The 16,766-nt window shown below is 67.7% G+C and carries 22 protein-coding genes; 4 read left to right on the forward strand and 18 right to left on the reverse strand.

Annotation, left to right across the window (positions count from 1 at the left end):
- Window positions 1–81: 81 nt before the first annotated feature.
- On the reverse strand, window positions 82–627 hold the full coding sequence (locus tag AC5P76_RS14740; RefSeq protein WP_495222785.1) for a DNA-3-methyladenine glycosylase I: 546 nt from the start codon (window positions 625–627) through the stop codon (window positions 82–84).
- An 89-nt stretch (window positions 628–716) separates the two neighbouring features.
- On the opposite strand from AC5P76_RS14740, the gene AC5P76_RS14745 reads away from it, so the two are divergent.
- Genes AC5P76_RS14745 through AC5P76_RS14755 form a run of 3 tightly spaced genes read left to right on the forward strand, consistent with a single transcriptional unit; the run spans window position 717 to window position 2,710 of the window.
- Window positions 717–1,283 carry a YqgE/AlgH family protein gene (locus AC5P76_RS14745; RefSeq protein WP_053519399.1) on the forward strand — a complete coding sequence of 189 codons (567 nt, stop codon included), beginning with the start codon at window positions 717–719 and terminating at the stop codon, window positions 1,281–1,283.
- Window positions 1,276–1,743 (forward strand): Holliday junction resolvase RuvX, encoded by a 468-nt coding sequence (gene ruvX, locus AC5P76_RS14750; RefSeq protein ID WP_253118892.1) that lies wholly within the window; start codon window positions 1,276–1,278, stop codon window positions 1,741–1,743. Before AC5P76_RS14745 ends, ruvX begins: the two co-directional genes overlap by 8 nt.
- A gap of 16 nt (window positions 1,744–1,759) precedes the next feature.
- Entirely contained in the window at window positions 1,760–2,710 is a 951-nt protein-coding gene (locus AC5P76_RS14755) for an aspartate carbamoyltransferase catalytic subunit (protein WP_253118893.1), read from the forward strand.
- Window positions 2,711–2,802: 92 nt separating this feature from the next.
- Here AC5P76_RS14755 and AC5P76_RS14760 read toward each other — a convergent pair whose 3' ends face one another.
- The 17 genes from AC5P76_RS14760 to AC5P76_RS14840 form a co-directional block, all read right to left on the reverse strand.
- Window positions 2,803–3,294, reverse strand: coding sequence for an REP-associated tyrosine transposase (locus AC5P76_RS14760; RefSeq protein WP_253118894.1), 492 nt, complete (start codon window positions 3,292–3,294; stop codon window positions 2,803–2,805).
- 101 nt (window positions 3,295–3,395) lie between these two features.
- Window positions 3,396–4,214: a carboxylesterase family protein gene (locus tag AC5P76_RS14765; protein WP_197600954.1), complete on the reverse strand. Its 819-nt coding sequence runs from the start codon at window positions 4,212–4,214 to the stop codon at window positions 3,396–3,398.
- A gap of 70 nt (window positions 4,215–4,284) precedes the next feature.
- Window positions 4,285–4,551, reverse strand: coding sequence for a hypothetical protein (locus tag AC5P76_RS14770; RefSeq protein ID WP_053519409.1), 267 nt, complete (start codon window positions 4,549–4,551; stop codon window positions 4,285–4,287).
- A gap of 57 nt (window positions 4,552–4,608) precedes the next feature.
- Entirely contained in the window at window positions 4,609–5,970 is a 1,362-nt protein-coding gene (gene mgtE / locus AC5P76_RS14775; RefSeq protein WP_053519410.1) for a magnesium transporter, read from the reverse strand.
- Window positions 5,971–6,181: 211 nt separating this feature from the next.
- Window positions 6,182–7,951, reverse strand: coding sequence for a phosphoenolpyruvate--protein phosphotransferase (gene ptsP / locus AC5P76_RS14780; RefSeq protein ID WP_495222786.1), 1,770 nt, complete (start codon window positions 7,949–7,951; stop codon window positions 6,182–6,184).
- Between the two features lie 2 nt (window positions 7,952–7,953).
- Complete coding sequence (locus AC5P76_RS14785; RefSeq protein WP_053519412.1) at window positions 7,954–8,223, reverse strand: HPr family phosphocarrier protein; 270 nt, start codon at window positions 8,221–8,223, stop codon at window positions 7,954–7,956.
- Window positions 8,216–8,608, reverse strand: coding sequence for a PTS sugar transporter subunit IIA (locus AC5P76_RS14790; RefSeq protein WP_065174531.1), 393 nt, complete (start codon window positions 8,606–8,608; stop codon window positions 8,216–8,218). Before AC5P76_RS14790 ends, AC5P76_RS14785 begins: the two co-directional genes overlap by 8 nt.
- A 136-nt stretch (window positions 8,609–8,744) precedes the next feature.
- On the reverse strand, window positions 8,745–9,629 hold the full coding sequence (gene rapZ / locus AC5P76_RS14795; RefSeq protein ID WP_053519414.1) for an RNase adapter RapZ: 885 nt from the start codon (window positions 9,627–9,629) through the stop codon (window positions 8,745–8,747).
- Window positions 9,630–9,656: 27 nt separating this feature from the next.
- On the reverse strand, window positions 9,657–10,607 hold the full coding sequence (gene hprK / locus AC5P76_RS14800) for an HPr(Ser) kinase/phosphatase (protein WP_053519415.1): 951 nt from the start codon (window positions 10,605–10,607) through the stop codon (window positions 9,657–9,659).
- Window positions 10,604–11,056 (reverse strand): PTS sugar transporter subunit IIA, encoded by a 453-nt coding sequence (locus AC5P76_RS14805; RefSeq protein WP_053519416.1) that lies wholly within the window; start codon window positions 11,054–11,056, stop codon window positions 10,604–10,606. Before AC5P76_RS14805 ends, hprK begins: the two co-directional genes overlap by 4 nt.
- Window positions 11,057–11,077: 21 nt before the next feature.
- On the reverse strand, window positions 11,078–11,395 hold the full coding sequence (hpf, locus tag AC5P76_RS14810; protein ID WP_005415556.1) for a ribosome hibernation-promoting factor, HPF/YfiA family: 318 nt from the start codon (window positions 11,393–11,395) through the stop codon (window positions 11,078–11,080).
- A 58-nt stretch (window positions 11,396–11,453) separates the two neighbouring features.
- Window positions 11,454–12,878, reverse strand: a complete 1,425-nt coding sequence (locus AC5P76_RS14815; RefSeq protein ID WP_445393802.1) for an RNA polymerase factor sigma-54 — start codon at window positions 12,876–12,878, stop codon at window positions 11,454–11,456.
- A 40-nt stretch (window positions 12,879–12,918) separates the two neighbouring features.
- Window positions 12,919–13,638, reverse strand: coding sequence for an LPS export ABC transporter ATP-binding protein (lptB, locus tag AC5P76_RS14820; protein ID WP_065174533.1), 720 nt, complete (start codon window positions 13,636–13,638; stop codon window positions 12,919–12,921).
- Window positions 13,638–14,171: a lipopolysaccharide transport periplasmic protein LptA gene (gene lptA / locus AC5P76_RS14825; protein WP_065174534.1), complete on the reverse strand. Its 534-nt coding sequence runs from the start codon at window positions 14,169–14,171 to the stop codon at window positions 13,638–13,640. The genes lptB and lptA overlap by 1 nt, the downstream gene beginning before the upstream one ends.
- A gap of 105 nt (window positions 14,172–14,276) precedes the next feature.
- On the reverse strand, window positions 14,277–14,852 hold the full coding sequence (gene lptC / locus AC5P76_RS14830; RefSeq protein WP_053519420.1) for an LPS export ABC transporter periplasmic protein LptC: 576 nt from the start codon (window positions 14,850–14,852) through the stop codon (window positions 14,277–14,279).
- Window positions 14,849–15,397, reverse strand: a complete 549-nt coding sequence (locus tag AC5P76_RS14835) for a KdsC family phosphatase (protein WP_053519421.1) — start codon at window positions 15,395–15,397, stop codon at window positions 14,849–14,851. The genes lptC and AC5P76_RS14835 overlap by 4 nt, the downstream gene beginning before the upstream one ends.
- A gap of 66 nt (window positions 15,398–15,463) precedes the next feature.
- Window positions 15,464–16,465 carry a KpsF/GutQ family sugar-phosphate isomerase gene (locus AC5P76_RS14840; RefSeq protein WP_065174535.1) on the reverse strand — a complete coding sequence of 334 codons (1,002 nt, stop codon included), beginning with the start codon at window positions 16,463–16,465 and terminating at the stop codon, window positions 15,464–15,466.
- A gap of 54 nt (window positions 16,466–16,519) precedes the next feature.
- Between AC5P76_RS14840 and AC5P76_RS14845 the strand changes: the two genes are divergently transcribed.
- Window positions 16,520–16,750, forward strand: a complete 231-nt coding sequence (locus tag AC5P76_RS14845) for a BolA family protein (protein ID WP_053519423.1) — start codon at window positions 16,520–16,522, stop codon at window positions 16,748–16,750.
- Window positions 16,751–16,766 lie beyond the last annotated feature (16 nt).

Here is a 16,766-nt window from a genome sequence, read left to right on the forward strand (position 1 = left end):
GCCTTCCGCGTTCGCCGGGCATGGCCCGGCGCTACCGGAACCGGTATGTGGTAGCGCCGGGCCATGCCCGGCGGGTCCGGTTCAGCGGGCGACGGCCTGCAGCCAGGGCGGTGACAGCTTCAGCAGCCGCGCATGCACCGGGCAGTCTGCGGAGTGCGCACCCGGCAGGTAGCCCAGGCTCATCAGGAATTCGCCGGTGATCTCGCCGCCGGTGAAGCGGAAGGTCTTCTTGAACAGCTTCACCCAGTCAGCCTTGCTGCGTGGGTGATGCGCGTCCAGCCAGGCGGCAAAGCTGCCGTGGTCCGCACGCAGCTGCTGGATCACCTGTGCGTTGTGGATCGCGGCAAGCACCTTCAGGCGGTTGCGGATGATGCCCGGATCCGAGAGCAGGCGCTCGATGTCCTGCTCGGCATAGGCCGCGACCCGGTCCACGTCGAAGGCATCGTAGGCTGCGCGGAATCCTTCCCGCTTCTTCAGGATGGTCTCCCAGCTCAGGCCGGCCTGGTTGATCTCCAGCACCAGCCGCTCGAACAGCTCGCGTTCGTCGCGCTGCGGGAAGCCGTACTCGTGCGCGTGGTAGTAGTCGTGCACCGGGTGGCCGGGGGCGATCAGGCAATATCCGGACAAGGCGAACTCCTGCGGTACGGGGTGGTCATTATGCGCGCCGTGACCGGCAGGTGCAGGCATCGGGGGCGACCAGCGGCTAGAATGGCGGCATGCCCGCAACTCCCACTTCCCTTGCCGATCACCTGCTCGTCGCGCTGCCGTCGCTGCTCGACGCGACCTTTGCCCGCAGCGTCGCGCTGATCTGCCAGCACGACGAGAACGGGGCGATGGGCGTGCTGGTCAACCAGCCATCCGAGTACACGCTGGGCGAGGTGCTGTCGCAGATGGACATCGCCACCAGCGATGGCGACCTGCAGGCGCGCATGGTGCTCAACGGCGGGCCGGTACATCCCGAGCGCGGGTTCGTCATCCACGACGATGCGCGGCCCTGGGATTCCAGCCTGACGGTGGGCGAAGGCCTGTACCTGACCACGTCGCGCGACATCCTCGAAGCAATGGCCCGCGGCGAAGGCCCGGCCAATGCCGTGGTGACCCTTGGCTGCGCCGGATGGGGCGCCGGGCAGCTGGAAAGCGAGCTTTCCGAGAACAGCTGGCTGACCGTGCCGGCCGACGCCGAACTGGTGTTCCAGCTGCCGCTGGAGCAGCGCTGGCAGGGCGCGGCCTCGCGCATCGGCGTGGATCTGTTCCGGCTCACCGATTACAGCGGCCATGTCTGAGCCGGCCGCCCTCCGTCGCGATGGCACCGTGCTCGGCTTCGATGTCGGCGCGCGACGGATCGGTGTGGCCATCGGCAGTGCCTTCGCCGCGCACGCGCGTGCCGTGGCCGTGGTCGACGTGCACGGCAACGGCCCGGACTGGGCGGCGATCGAACGCCTCATCAAGGAATGGAAGCCCGATGGCCTGGTGGTCGGCGATCCGCTGACGCTCGACGGCCAGGACCAACCCAACCGCAAGCGCGCGCAGGGCTTCGCCCGCCAGCTGCGGGAACGATTCAAGCTGCCGGTGGTGATGATCGACGAGCGCTCAAGCTCGGTGGAAGCCGCCCGCCGCTTCGCCGCCGAGCGCGCCGAAGGGCGCAAGCGCCGCCGTGATGCGGCCGCGCTCGATGCGGTGGCTGCGGCGGTGATCATCGACCGCTGGCTGTCCTCGCCGGACGACGCCACTCCCATTCCCTGACTGCACGATTCCCGCCATGACCGCCCAGCAACTCGATGCCTCCGGCCGCCTGCGCCACCTGCTGACTCTTGAGGGCCTGCCCCGCGACACCCTGCTGCAGCTGCTCGACCGCGCGGGCCAGATCCGCGACGCGGCGGTCGGCCGCGTCGGCAACAAGCGGCACGTGCTGGCCGGTTCCGCGGTGTGCACGCTGTTCTTCGAACCGTCCACCCGCACGCGCAGTTCGTTCCAGCTGGCCGCGCAGCGCCTGGGCGCCGACGTTCTGAACTTCGATGCGTCGACCTCGTCCACGCGCAAGGGCGAAACCGCCTGCGACACGCTGCGCAACCTGGAAGCGATGGGCGTGCGCGGTTTCGTGGTGCGCCATCCCGATGATGGTGCCGTGGCCGCACTGGCCGAAGCGGCGGGCGAGGGCACCGCCCTCATCAACGCCGGCGATGGGCGCAGTTCGCACCCCACCCAGGGCCTGCTGGACATGCTGACCCTGCGCCAGGCCAAGGGCCCGGATTTCTCGAAGCTGAAGGTGTTGATCGTCGGCGACGTGAAGCACTCGCGCGTCGCCCGCACCGACCTGCACGCACTGCGCACGCTGGGCGTGGGCGAGATCCGCGTGTGTGGCCCGCAGTCGCTGCTGCCGGACGACGAAACCCTGAAGGGCTGCGTGGTGGGCGAAGATTTCGACGCGATGCTGGAAGGGGTCGACGCACTGATGATGTTGCGCCTGCAGCGCGAGCGCATGGAAGAAGGGCTGGTGCCGTCGCTGGAGCAGTATCACGACCAGTACGGACTGACCCGCGAACGCCTGGCCCGCGCCGGCAAGGACGCCGCGGTGCTGCACCCCGGCCCGATCAACCGCGGCGTGGAAGTGACCGACGATGTGGCCGATGGCCCACAGTCGTGGGTGCTGCGCCAGGTCGCCAACGGCGTCGCCGTGCGCATGGCCGTGCTGGAAACCCTGCTGGGCTGACCACCCGCTCTGGTAGGTGTCAGCCTTGGTTGACACACTTACCGCGCGGCTTGTCCGCGCACCGCTCTGGTAGATGCCAACCTTGGTTGGCACTATCCATCCGCGCCCAAGTTGTCGAGCGGATCACACGAAGCGCCAAGCTCCCATTCGCACCATGCATGGGGATATTGCCCAAGCCGCGTCGTCAGCCCGGCCCTGATCGGATTTCCCATCAGATACATCGCATGCCGGTGCAACGATTCGTCAGAGCGGATCGCATGATCGTGATAGCAGGCCTGCCAGAAGCGCCCGACTCGCCCCAGCAACCGGTTTACCTGCTGGGCGGTGCGCGACTTGAAACGCTTCATGACGGTTTCCGGCGTTCCCGCACGTAGTTCGACCAGCCAGTGGATGTGGTCGGGCATGACCACGTACGCAATTGAGCGGGTGAAGCCTTCCTGATCCAGTCGCTGGAATTCGCGGACTGCCAAGGCGGCCGCTGCGGCGTTGGTGAAGAGCGGCGCGCGGTCATGGACGACGGTGGTGAGGATATAGCTGAGGCCGATGCTGGAGCGACGACCGAGCAGGAGACGTGTGTTCTGCATGGAGCAAGCATGGACGGGCCTGCTTCCAGTGAACATCGGCATATGGGTTGGTTTCAGGTAGGCCAGTGCCAACCAAGGTTGGCAACTACCGAAGCTATGGCTCATCGCTTCTGCGCGAACAACCACGCCCACATTGCCGGGTCGGCGTAGGTGGCATCCCAGGCGTTGTGGTTACCTTGCGGATACTCGGTGTAGCGTACGTCGGCGGCGCCGGTGGCCTGGAATGCGGCGTGCAGGCGGCGGTCGTCGTCTGGTGGCACCACATCGTCAAGCGCACCATGGAAGATCCAGATCGGCGTGTGCCGCAGGCGCTGTGCAATCGCGGCATACGGATCGGCTTCGTTGGCGACCTGCTCCACGAACAGGGTCGGCCGCACCGCGCGGGGGGCCAGCACCGCGCCGCAGACCGGCACGATCGCCGCGAAACGGCGCGGGTCATCCAGTGCGATGTTCCAGCTGCCGTAGCCGCCCATCGACATGCCGGTCAGGTACTGCCGGGCCGGGTCGGCACCGAACTCGGCGAGGGTGGCGTCGAGTGCGGCCAGGGCCACCCGGTTGTTGCGGCCGCTCCATTCCTCGTGCCCGGGAACCTGTGGGAACACCACCAGCGCCGGGAAGTCGCGGTGGTCGCGCAGGTAGGGGCCGAGCCCGGCGTGGGTCTGCTTCACGCCATCGCCGCCACGCTCGCCAGAGCCGTGCAGGAACAGGATGACGGGCACATCGACCGGCGCGGCACCCTGCTGCGCCGGACCACGCGGCTGCAGGCCCGCGGGAATGAACACCTGGTAATAGGCCGTCCGGCCATCCACCTTCACCGCACGCGCCTCGAAGCGTCCGTGCGTCCGTTCGGCGGTGCTGGCGCAGCCTCCTACCATCAGGACCAGCAGCAGCGGCAACCAGCGTGCAAGCAGACGAACCATGAGCGCGTTTCCTGATCTGGAATCGTTTTCATGGTAGTCCAGTCGCGCCTGGCCAGCATCGTGCAGCGCGTCACTCGGGCCGGGGGGCGCTGGCGACGATGTCCAGCTGCTCCTGCGCTTCAGCGTTGCCTTCGGCGGCGGCGGCCCGTACCTGTGCCAGATCCGGGTGCAGCACCACCAGCAGCGGGTTCTCGCACACCGGGCAGTCGTACTCGGTGGCATCCTCGTCCAGCTCCATCACCATTGCCCGCGAACTGCCCTTCCATTCGCACGCGGCACAGGTATGCAACTGGTCGCGCCAACCCGGCTGGAAGTAGTTTTCGATCGTGGTTGCCATGGGGTGTTCCAGTGGGAATGGGCCCCGCGCCCCGACCGGGGGCAGGGCGCAGGTCGGTCAGTGCAGCAGCACCAGGGTGGCCAGGCCGAGGAAGGTGAAGAAGCCCATCGAATCGGTCACGGCGGTCAGGAAAATACCGCTGGCCAAGGCCGGATCGAAGCCGAAACGTTTCAGGGTCAGCGGCACCAGCACACCGGCCAGCGCGGCGAACAGCAGGTTGAAGGTCAGCGCGATGGCGATCACCGCCGACAACCCCGGCGAATGGAACCAGGCCAGCACGATCAGGCCCAGCACGGAACCCAGCAACAGGCCGTTGAGCAGTGCCACCCGCACTTCCTTCCACAGCAGGGTGCGTGCATTGGATGCGCCCACCTGGCCCAGCGCCAGGCCGCGCACCATCAACGCCAGCACCTGCGTGCCTGCGTTGCCGCCGAGGCCGGCGACGATGGGCATGAGCACCGCCAGCGCCACCAGCTTGTCGATCGTGCCTTCGAAGTGACCGACCACGCTGGAGGCGAGGAAGGCGGTACACAGGTTCACCGACAGCCACATCAGGCGACGGCGCATCGCGCGCCACACCGGGCTGAACAGATCCTCGTCCTCGTCCAGGCCGGCGGCGCCCAGCGCCTGGTGCTCGGCCTGGCCACGGATGATGTCGACCACGTCATCGATGGTGATGCGGCCGACCAGAATGTTGTTGTCGTCCACCACCGGCGCGGAAATCCAGTCATGGTCGGAGAACTGGCGGGCGACCTCCTGGTCGCTCTCGCCGACATCGATCGCCGGCTGTTCGTCGTCGATCAACCGGTTGATCGGCGTGGTGTCTTCATGGGTGACCAGCGCTGCAAGCGAGACACGGCCAAGATACTGATGGCGGCGGCTGACCACGAACAGGTGGTCGGTATGGTCCGGAAGTTCGCCGCGCAGGCGCAGGTAGCGCAGCACCACGTCGACGTTGACGTCGGCGCGCACGGTCACCACGTCCGGGTTCATCAGGCGGCCAGCGCTGTCCTCGGGGTAGGACAGGACCTGCTCGAGGCGCTCGCGGTTCTCGCGGTCCATCGACTTGAGGACTTCGTCGATGACCGTGTCCGGCAGGTCCTCGACCAGATCGGCCAGGTCGTCGATGTCCAGGTCTTCGACCGCGGCGATGATCTCGTCCGGGTCCATGTCCGCGAGCAGGCTCTCGCGCACGTCGTCGCCGACGTGGACCAGCACCTCGCCGTCATCTTCCGGATCGACCAGGCCCCACACGACTTCGCGCTTTCCCGGCGGCAGCGATTCGAGCAGGTTGCCGATCTCGGCGGGGGCCAGAGTATTGACCAGGCGACGCACCGGTCCCAGCCGGCCACTGTCCAGTGCATCGGACAGCATCCGCAGTTGGCGCGCAGTCTTGTCGTGGCGTACAGCTTCAGCCATCGCAGCTCCCGCGGGATAAGAAAAGCCGCGATCCTGGCAAGGATGCGGCAACAGGGGTGTTCAGCGCGTCATTATCGCAAGGGGATGTTTCAACGCATACCCCGGTGTCTGCGGCCAGCGGGGTCCATGAATTCCGCCGGGCCATGCCCGGCGAGCGGGATGCGTGGGGTGGTAGCGCCGGGCCATGCCCGGCGAGCGCGCAGCGCGGCCGTCAGGGCGTATCGGCCACCAGTGCCAGCCAGCGCTCGATGCCGCGACGGTCCCGCGCGGCCAGCAGCTTCGGAGCGCGGGCGCGCAGGGATGCCAGGTCGGCCTCGCGGATCGCGCGGCGGACTTCCAGCAGCGTGCCCGGATGCAGGCTGAACTCGGTCAGGCCCAGTGCCAGCAGCAGCGGCGCCATGCGTGCGTCCCCCGCGATCTCGCCGCACACCGCCACCGGCACACGATGGCGTGCGCCGGTCTCGATCACCATCTGCAGCAGGCGCAGCACCGCCGGGTGCAGCGGCGAGTAGAGTTCGCCCAGTGCCTCGTTGTTGCGGTCGGCCGCGAGCAGGTACTGCACCAGGTCATTGGTGCCGATCGACAGGAAGTCGACCAGGTCGATGAAGCTCTCCAGCGCCAGAGCAGCGGCGGGTACTTCGATCATCGCCCCCAGCGGCACGTGGTCGGCCACCATGTGCCCTTCCGCGCGCAGTTGTTCGGACAGCTTGAGCATGCGCCGGCGCACGGCCAGCAGCTCTTCGCGCGTGCTGATCATCGGCACCAGCACCCGCAGCTTGCCATAGGCCGAAGCACGCAGAATCGCCCGCAGCTGGGTGTCAGCCACTTTCGGCCGTGCCAGCGACAGGCGCACGCCCCGCAGGCCAAGTGCCGGGTTCTCTTCGTTGCTCAGGGTCAGGCCGGTACGATCCGCTTTGTCCGCACCCAGATCGAGGGTGCGGATGGTCACCGGCCGCCCGCTCATGCCCAGCGCGGCGTCGCGGTAGGTCCGGAACTGTTCTTCCTCGTCCGGCAGCTCGTTGCGCTGCAGGAACAGGAATTCCGTGCGGTACAGACCCAGTCCCTGCGCGCCGAGGGCGTGGGCCTGGGTTACGTCCTCCAGCGATTCGGCGTTGGCCAGCAGGGCGATGTCGACCTGGTCGCGGGTACGGCTGGGTTTGCTGCGCAGGCGTCCGAGCTCCCGCTGCTCGCGGGCGTGTTCCTTCAGTCGTGCGCGATAGTCACGCAGGTTGTCGGCCTGCGGGTTGACGGTGATGCTGCCGTCGGCGCCATCGACGATCAGCACGTCGCCATCGGCAACGCGGCTGAGCAGCTGCGGAACGTTGACGATCAGTGGCAGGTGCAGACTGCGGGCGAGGATGGCGCTGTGCGACAGCGCGCTGCCGGCGGTGGTGACGATGCCCACGACGCCCTGTGCCTGCAGCTGTGCCAGCTCGGACGGCGCGATGTTGTCGCAGACCAGGATCTCGCCGGCCAGCCCCTTCATCACCGGCGCACGCTCCGGCTGCAGGAAGGCGTGAATGCGGCCGATCACATGATCCAGATCGTCCATGCGGCTCTTCAGGTAGGCATCGTCCATGCCATCGAAGACCTTGGCCAGGCGGTCGCGCTGCAGGCGCAGGGCGTATCCGGCGCTGTACGGGCCGCTGCGGATCAGCTCATCCAGGCCGAACAGCAGCTCCGGGTCGTCCAGCAGCAGCGCGTGCAGATCGAGGAATTCGCCTACTTCCTGGTTCAGTGCGCCGTGCAGGCGCTGCCGAAGCTCATGCATCTCCGCGCGCGCGGCATCCACGGCGTGATGCAGGCGCGTCAGCTCGGTTTCGATCTGCTGCGGTGCCACGCGCTGTTCGGCAACGTCCAGCGCATGCGGCAGGCGCACGCGTGCACGCCCCATCGCCGAACCCCGCGCAGCGCCATGACCAGCCAGCAGCTGGACCGGCCGTTGGCCGGAAGGGAGCTGGCCGGCGCGGGCGCGCGGCACGATCAGCTGTCCTCGTCGAAGCGGCGTTCGAACAGGTCGACCACCGCGTCCATCGCGGCGGCTTCGTCTTCGCCACTGATGCGCACGGTGACCGGGGTGCCCTGGCCGGCAGCGAGCAGCATCACGCCCATGATGCTCTTGGCGTTGATCTCGCGGCCCTTGGCAGCCATGGTCACGTTGCACCGGAACGGTGCCAGGGTCTGCACCAGCTTGGCGGTGGCCCGGGCATGCAGGCCCAGGCGGTTGCTGACGGTGAGTTCTCGTTCAAGCATCGTCGACTATCGCTCCATTACGGGTACCCGCCGCAGCGGTGGCGGGCAGTTGATCCAGTGCCTGTTCCGGATAATTCATCACCCGCAGCAACATCGGCAGGCTCAGCGCCGACACCCGGCGAACCGGGGTCCCCAGCCGGGCCAGCTGCCCGGCAAGGTTGGCGGGGCTGGCGCCGTACAGGTCGGTCAGGATCAGCACGCCTTCTCCACCATCAACCCGCCGCAGCGCGGCCGAGGCGAGGGGGAGCAGAGCATCCAGGTCTGCGTCGAACGGTACTTCGAAAGCTTCGGTCTTCAACGGCAGCTGCCGCAGGAGCCGGGTCGCCACGTCAAGCAGGGCGGCGCCGACCCCGGGATGTGTTACGAGGAGAATGCCACAGGTCATTACTGCACGTTAACAGGTCAAGGTGAATTGGCGATAGCCGCAGATGAGGGGCACTGTGTCCCGTATTCAGCGTCCCCCGCCTGCCGGCCCATCCCGCCTCTCCGCGGGGCGGTCGGGCGCACCCCGGCCGGGCCTCTCAATCCTGCTCGCGGTGATAGGTGGCCACGTCTTCCCAGCCCATTTCGCGGGCATGCCGGGCCATCCGTTCGGCCAGATAGACCGAGCGGTGCTTGCCGCCGGTGCAGCCGAAGGCCACGGTCACGTAGCTGCGTGTGCCGTCGCCCAGCTTCGGCAGCCAGGTGTCGAGAAAACCCATCAGCTGTGCGAGGTAGCACTGCACGTCCGGCTGGGCTTCCAGGTAGTCGCGCACGCCCGGCTCGCGGCCACTGAGCGCACGCAGCTCGGGATCCCAGTGCGGATTGGGCAGCACCCGCGCATCGAAGACGAAATCCGCTTCGGCCGGCACGCCACGCTTGTAGGCGAACGATTCGAACAGCAGCGACAGGCGGGTTGCATGGTCCAGCGTGAACTCGGTGATGATCCGGCGGCGCAGCTGGTGCACGTTGAGCGCGCTGGTGTCGATGATGGCGTCGGCCTCCTGGCGCAGCGGTGCGATCAGTTCGCGCTCGCGGGCGATCGCTTCCGGCAATGACAGACCGAGCTGGCTGAGTGGATGGCGGCGACGGGTGTCGGCATAGCGCTTGAGCACCGCCTCGTCGCTGGCTTCAAAGAACAGCACCTTGGTTTCCACGCCAGCATCGGTGGCCAGTTGCCGCCAGTTGGCCAGCTGGCTCAGATCGGCCTGGCCGCGCACGTCGATGCCGACCGCCAGCCGGCGCGGCGCGGCGCCGTCATGGTGGGCCAGCAGGCTGCGCACGAAGTCCGGCAGCAGCTGGATCGGCAGGTTGTCCGAGCAGTAGTAGTCCTGGTCCTCGAACGTCTTCAGGGCGACGGATTTACCCGAGCCGGACAGGCCGCTGACGATGATCAGGGTCGGGGCGGTGGGGGCAGCGGTGCTCATGGACAGACTCTTCGAAGGCCAGGGAAATCAGGGTGTTCGCCGTTCCAGCAGGTTGCTGTGGCGCGCGATGAACATCGCGGCCGGGTCGATGCCCTTGGTCCGCAGGATATGCAGGCGGGTGGCCGCCTCGGTCAGCACGGCCAGGTTGCGGCCGGGCATCACCGGCAGCGTGATCAGCGGCACGTCCAGGTCCAGCACATGGCGGGTACCGGAATCGCCGGTCAGGCGTTCGTAGCCATGCGGAGTGGGCTCGGTCATCGGCTTGGTCAGGTGGACGATCAGCCGAAGGTACTTGTTCTTCTTTACAGCCGTGTCGCCGAACATCTCGCGCACGTTCAGCACGCCCAGGCCGCGTACTTCCAGCAGGTCCTGCAGCAGTTCCGGGCAGGTGCCGTCGAGCACGTCCGGCGCGATCTGGGTGAATTCAGGTGCATCATCTGCCACCAGGCGGTGGCCACGGCTGAGCAGTTCCAGCGCCAGCTCGCTCTTGCCCGACCCGGCTTCGCCGGTGATCAGCACGCCGATGGAGTAGATCTCCATGAACACGCCGTGCAGGATCACGCGCGGCGCCAGCGTGCGTGCCAGGTGGTAGGAAAGATGATTGAGCAGTTCGTGGCCGCGCTTGGGAGATACCCACAGCGGCGTGCCCGACTCGTCGGCGGCCGCGCGCAGGTCTTCCGGACAGGGCTGGTTGCGGGTAATCACCAGCGCCAGCGGGTGCGACTGCATGAGCTTTTCGATCGTCTCCCAGCGCTGGCGCGGTTCCAGCGCGTCCAGCCAGGACAGTTCCTCGGTGCCCAGGATCTGCACCTTGTTGGGGTAGATCGCATTGAGGTAGCCCGCCAGCGAGGGCCGGCGGGAGACGGTGTTGCCGGCCTCGAGCTCGCGCTTCTCGCCGGATTTTCCCGCCACCCAGCGCAGGCCCAGGCGTTCGCGCTGCTGTTCGAACAGTTCGCGTGCGGTGATGCTGGTATTCATGCGGCACTCGCCGGGGGCGTGAGATCCAGGGCCTGACGCAGTGCCCGCGCGTCGCCGGCGGCGCGCAGCGCCTCGCGGATGGCGGGGGCGGAGAACAGTTCGGCCAGTTCGGACAGCAGCATCAGGTGCTGATGGGTGTAGTGGGCCGGAACGGCCATCGCGAACACCAGGTCGACCGGCTCGTCGCCCCCGAAGTCGACGGGGGTCTCCAGTCGCAGCAGGGCGCCGCGTGGGCGGTCCAGGGTCGGCGCGCGGCCATGCGGGATGGCGATGCCGCAACCGATCGCGGTGCTGCCCAGCGCCTCACGCTGGCACAGGTTCAGATAGATCTGTTCGGCATTGGCCTGGCGGCAGGCCAGCAACCCGGCCGCGGCCTTGAGGACGCTGTCGCGGTCGGTGGCCGTGCAGAGCTGGGTCTGCACGGCCGCCAGGAGGTCAGTCAGGGGCATGTCTGCGGGGAACGGTGGCGATCAGCCGCCATTGTCACCCACCGGCAGCGGTGCGTGCTGCTGTTTTTTCTCCTTGTGCTTGATCACCAGGCGGTCAAGCTTGTCCGCCAGCAGGTCGATCGCGGCATACATGGTCTGGCCGCCGGCCTCGGCGTGCAGGGTCTGGCCGGGAATGTTGAGGCTGGCGTCGACGTGGTGTTCGGTCTTCTGCAGCTTGAGGGTCACCCGCGCTTCGCAGTGCTGGTCGAAGTGCTTTCCGATCCGGGCCAGCTTCTCCTCTACATAGGACTGCAGGGCCGGGGTGACTTCGACGTCTTTGCCAAACGTTTCGATGCGCATCGGGTTTCTCCTGTGTTCGGATGTGCCAATGAACCTCTCCGCCGGGCGCGGCGGTGCGTCAAGCGATTCTGACCCTTTCGTGCGAGGCGGAAATGTTCATGGCTTCACGATACTTCGCCACGGTGCGTCGCGCCACTGGAATTCCCGACGATTTGAGCAGGTCAGCCAGCTTGGCGTCAGAAAGGGGCTTGCGCGGGTTTTCGTCATCGATCAGGCGCCGGATCATTGCCTGGATGGCGGTGCTGGATGCCTCACCGCCGCCTTCGGTATCGATGCCCGACGCGAAGAAGGCGCGCAGCGGCAGGGTGCCGCGTGGGGTCCTGACATGCTTGCGGGCGATCGCCCGCGAAATGGTGGATTCGTGCAGGCCCAGTTCGGCGGCGATCTCACGCAGGGTGAGCGGGCGCAGTGCCTGTTCGCCGAACTCCAGGAAGCCGGACTGCTGCAGGATCAGGCAGCGCACCACCCGCAGCAGGGTCTCGCCACGCTGCTGCAGGCCTTTCAGCAGCCAGCGGGCCTCCTGCAGCTGGGCGCGCAGGTAGCCGGCGTCGGCCTCACCGCAGCGGCGGATCATCTGTTCGTAACCGCGGTGGATGACCACCTTCGGCCCGGCATGGCCCGCCAGGGCGGCGCGCCACACGCCGTTCTGCCGCCAGACGACTACGTCCGGCACCACGTAGGTGTCCTGCGACAGCGGCGCGATCTGGGTGCCCGGGCGCGGGTCCAGCGACCGCAGCAGGGCCACGGCGGTCTCGACATCGGCCAGGGGCTGCCGGAGTTCGTGCGCCAGCCCAACCACGCCGCTGCGCGGCAGCCGCTCCAGCGGCCCGGCAGCGACCTGGCGTGCCAGGGCAAGGCCAGGTGTGTCGGCCGCCAGTACGTCCAGTTGCAGTTGGAGGCATTCGCCCAAGCTGCGTGCCGCTACTCCGACCGGATCGAAGCGCTGGATCTGGTGCAGTACGGTGAGGATCTCGTCCTCGCCGGCGTGGATCGCCGGCAGCAGGGTTTCGGCGATGGTGGACAGCGGTTCGCGCAGGTAGCCATCGTCGTCCAGAGCGTCGATAAGTGCAGCCCCGATGCTGCGGTCGCGTGCGGACAGATGCGACAGGTGCAGCTGCCACAGCAGGTGGTCGGCCAGGGTCTCGGTTTCGGCCACGCGTTCGGCCGCGCTGCCGCTGTCGTCATCGTCGTCGAAGCTGCCGCCGCTGCCGGCGGTGCTCCAGTCCGGTTCCGCCGTTGCCCAGTCGTCCTCCGGGCCGGCGTCGGCGCGTTCGGGCGGGGCGTCATCGCCGTTGCCATCGTCGCCGGCAGCGGCATCGCTCTCGTTGCCTTCGGCCCAGTCCAGCAGCGGATTGCTCTCCACCGCCTGGGCGATCTCCAGTTCCAGCTCGGTGCTGGACATCTGCAGCAGCTTGATCGCCTGCTGCAGCTGGGGCGTGAGCACCAGCTGCTGTCCCAACGATGTCTGCAGCCGAGTCTTCATGCCTGTGCCGAAGAGGGGGAATGGAACCCGGCAGCTGCGGTCACAGCTTGAACGAGTCCCCAAGGTAGACGCGACGTACGTCGGCATTGTCCAGGATCGATTCCGGCGAACCCTGGGCCAGTACGGTGCCCTCGGCGAGGATATACGCGCGGTCGCAGATTCCCAAGGTCTCGCGCACGTTGTGGTCGGTGATCAGCACACCGATGCCACGCTGCTTGAGGTGGGTGACGATGCGCTGGATCTCGCCGACCGAGATCGGATCGACACCGGCAAACGGTTCGTCGAGCAGGATCAGCCGGGGTTGCGCCGCCAGCGCGCGGGCGATTTCGCAGCGGCGGCGCTCGCCGCCGGACAGGCTGGCGCCAAGCTGTTCGGACACATGGCCCAGCTGCAGTTCGTCCAGCAGGCTGCTCAACTCGCGCTCGCGGCCGGCCGAGTCCAGATCCTCGCGCAGTTCCAGCACCAGGCGGATGTTGTCGGCCACGGTCAGCTTGCGGAACACCGAAGGCTCCTGCGGCAGGTAGCCCACGCCCTGCTTGGCACGGGTGTACATCGGATCGCCGGTGATGTCCTTGCCATCGAGCACGATGCTGCCGGCATCGGCGGCAACCAGGCCGACGATCATGTAGAAGCAGGTGGTCTTGCCGGCACCGTTGGGGCCGAGCAGGCCGACCACTTCGCCCGCTTCGAGGGTGAGCCCGAAGTCCTTGACGACCTCACGTTGCTTGTAGCGCTTGCGCAGGCCCTTGGCGACGAGCATTACTTCCGGCTCCCGGCCGGCTGCGCCGGCGTGGTGGTGGCGGCAGGCGTCTTGTTCTTGGGCGGGATAACGGTGCGCACGCGGCTGCCGTCGCCGCCGGAGTTCATCTCGCCGGTACGGGTGTTGTAGACCATGCGCTGGCCGGCGTTGGTGCCGCGCGCGCTGGTGACCTTGTAGTTGCCGGTGAGGGTGATGATCTCGGTCTTGATGTCGTAGTCGATGCGGTCGGCGAGCGCATCCATCCAGGTGCCGTCATCGAGCTGCTGCTTCAACTTCGCCTGCTTGCCGGTGAACACCACACGCACCGGCTCGCCGTCCTTGAGATAGATCTCCGCTTCGGACGAGCGCAGGTCCAGCGTGCCCTGGGTGATGATCACGCCCTGCGACAGCACGGTTTTGCCGTCGCCGGTGAGCATGCCGTTCTGTGCACCGGCATCGATGTTCATGGGCTCGTTGCGGTCGGTCGACTTCGCCTGCGCGAGGGCGGGGACAAGAAGACTGAGTGCGAGCATGGCTGCAAAGGGGATCTTCATCGGGGTCCGTTCTGCCGGTGGTGGCTGCCCGGTCAGGAGGGCAGCAGCGGGTGGGGGCTGCCGGCGCCGCGCCTGTCCAGGGACGTCGCGGGCCGGGCGGCGGAATCAGCGTCTGGGCGTGTAGCGACCCTTGGACTGGCTGAGGAAATGATACGTGTTGTTCTTCGAATCCACCTCGAACCCGACGCCGGACTGCTCCATGCCGGGGCGGGTCATGGTCACCAGGGCGTCGGTCCGGGCCCGGCTCTCCTTGGGGAACACGTCCAGGTGGTCGGTGCGGAAGGTGGTCGGCACGACGCCGGGGGCAGCCGGACTGTCACCCGCCACCTTGCCGCGCAGCTTCAGTTCGTCACCCTTGGCGCTCAGCCAGCCGGTCTCCGCGCGCAGGGTCCAGTGCCTGCCGTCCTTGTCGGGCATCTCGAACAGTGGCGTGGCGATGTTGATGGTCTGGTCGCCGCGCTGCCGCTCCAGCCGCGGCGCGCGCAGGGTGGTCGATTCCTTGCCCTGCTCGTCCAGGGCGACGATCTGGAAGTCGTGCAGGATGTAATCCACGCCGACTTCCTGGCCGCTCTGGGCCGGGCCCTTGTCGCGGTTGCGCAGCGCGGCCCAGCTGCTGAGCAGGGCCGCCAGCAGCAGGCCGATGCCGAGCACGGTGCGCCAGTTCACGGTCGGTGCGTTCATGCGCCATACCTCGCCAGGACCGACGCGACATGACCCTGCGCGGCCAGCAGAACGTCGCACAGCTCACGCGCCGCGCCGCGCCCGCCTTCGGAACGGGTCTGCCAGTGCACACGTTCGGCGATCCACGGATGGGCATTGGCCGGCGCCACGGCCAGACCGACCGCACCCAGGGGCGCCAGATCCGGCAGGTCATCGCCAAGGAAGGCGACCTGTTCCAGGCCGATGCCGCGCTGGGCACACAGAGCCTGCACGCTGGCCAGCTTGTCGCCCACGGCGATGTGGGTATCAATGCCGAGATCGGCACCGCGCCTGAGCGCGGACTGGCTGTTGCGCGCGGTGATCAGCACGGGGTGGATGCCGTGCTGCTGCAGCAGTTTCAGGCCCAGGCCATCCTGCACGAAATACGCCTTGCTCTCGTTGCCGTCCTGGTCGTAGTACAGCCGACCGTCGGTGAGGGTGCCGTCCACGTCGAAGCAGGCCATGCGGATCCGCGCCGCAGCGGCATGCAGGTGGGCAGGGAAGGCGGGCAGGGGGGACCAGGGCATCAGGACGTTGAACTCGATCAGGGCAGGTGTGGGGTTACAGACTGAATGGGGTCTACGGACTGTCGGTTAAACCACCCGGGCCCGCAACAGGTCATGAATGTTCAGGGCGCCGACGGCGCGGCCCTGGTCATCGACCACGATCAGGCCGTTGATCTGCTGGGTTTCCATCTGGCGGGCGGCCTCCACCGCGAGCTGGTCGGCTCCGATGGTGCGGGGGTTGCGCGTCATCACATCGGCGATCTTTGCCGTGCGCACGTCCAGCGCACTGTCCAGTGCCCGGCGCAGGTCACCGTCGGTGAACAAGCCGATCAGCACGCCCTCGGCATCGACCACGGCGGTCATGCCCAGGCGCTTGCGGCTCATCTCCACCAGGGCCTCGCTGAGGCTGGCGCCGGCATCGACCTTGGGCAGATCGGCACCGGTATGCATGACGTCGGTGATATGCAGCAGCAGGCGACGGCCAAGGCTGCCGGCCGGATGCGAGCGGGCGAAATCGTCAGCGGTGAAGCCGCGCGCGTCCAGCAGGGCCACCGCCAGCGCGTCGCCCATCGCCAGCGAGGCGGTGGTGCTCGAGGTCGGAGCCAGCGCCAGCGGGCAGGCCTCGGCCGGCACGCTGACGTCCAGGTGCACGTCGGCGGCGGTCGCCAGGCTGGACTGCGGGCGGCCGGTCATGGAGATCAGCACGTTGCCCTGGCGCTTGAGCACCGGCAGCAGCATCAGCACTTCGTCCGATTCGCCCGAATAGGACAGGGCCAGCACCACGTCGGCTTCGGTGATCATGCCCAGGTCGCCATGGCCGGCTTCGCCCGGGTGCACGTAGAACGCCGGGGTACCGGTGGACGCCAGGGTTGCGGCGATCTTGCGCGCCACATGGCCTGACTTGCCCATGCCGGTGGCGACCACCCGCCCGCGGCTGCCCAGGATCACCTGGCAGGCCTTCTGGAACGGCTCGCCCAGGCGCTCGGCGACCGCCTGCAGTGCCTGCTGCTCGATCTCGAACACGCGGCGGCCGCTGGCCACCAGGGCGGCCGGCTCGACGGAACGGGGGGGCGGGAGGGACTCGGCCATGCGGACGCCACGCAGCGGAAGTAGAATGAGGGTTCATTTTATTAGGAAAGCCCGTTGGACGCCGACACCATCCGCAACCTGATCGAAACCGGCCTGCCTGGCGCCCGCGCCGATGTGCGGGGCGACGATGGCGTGCATTTCGAAGCGACCGTGGTCTGCGACGCCTTTGCCGGCAAGATGCCGCTGGCCCGCCACCGCATGGTCTATGCCACGCTGGGCGACCTGATGGGCGGCGCGATCCACGCGCTGGCGCTGAAAACCGTGACCCCGGCCGAAGCCGGCTGAACCGCAGAAGATCCCG

It is taken from the genome of Stenotrophomonas sp. YJH_SMC_36 (assembly GCF_059369935.1).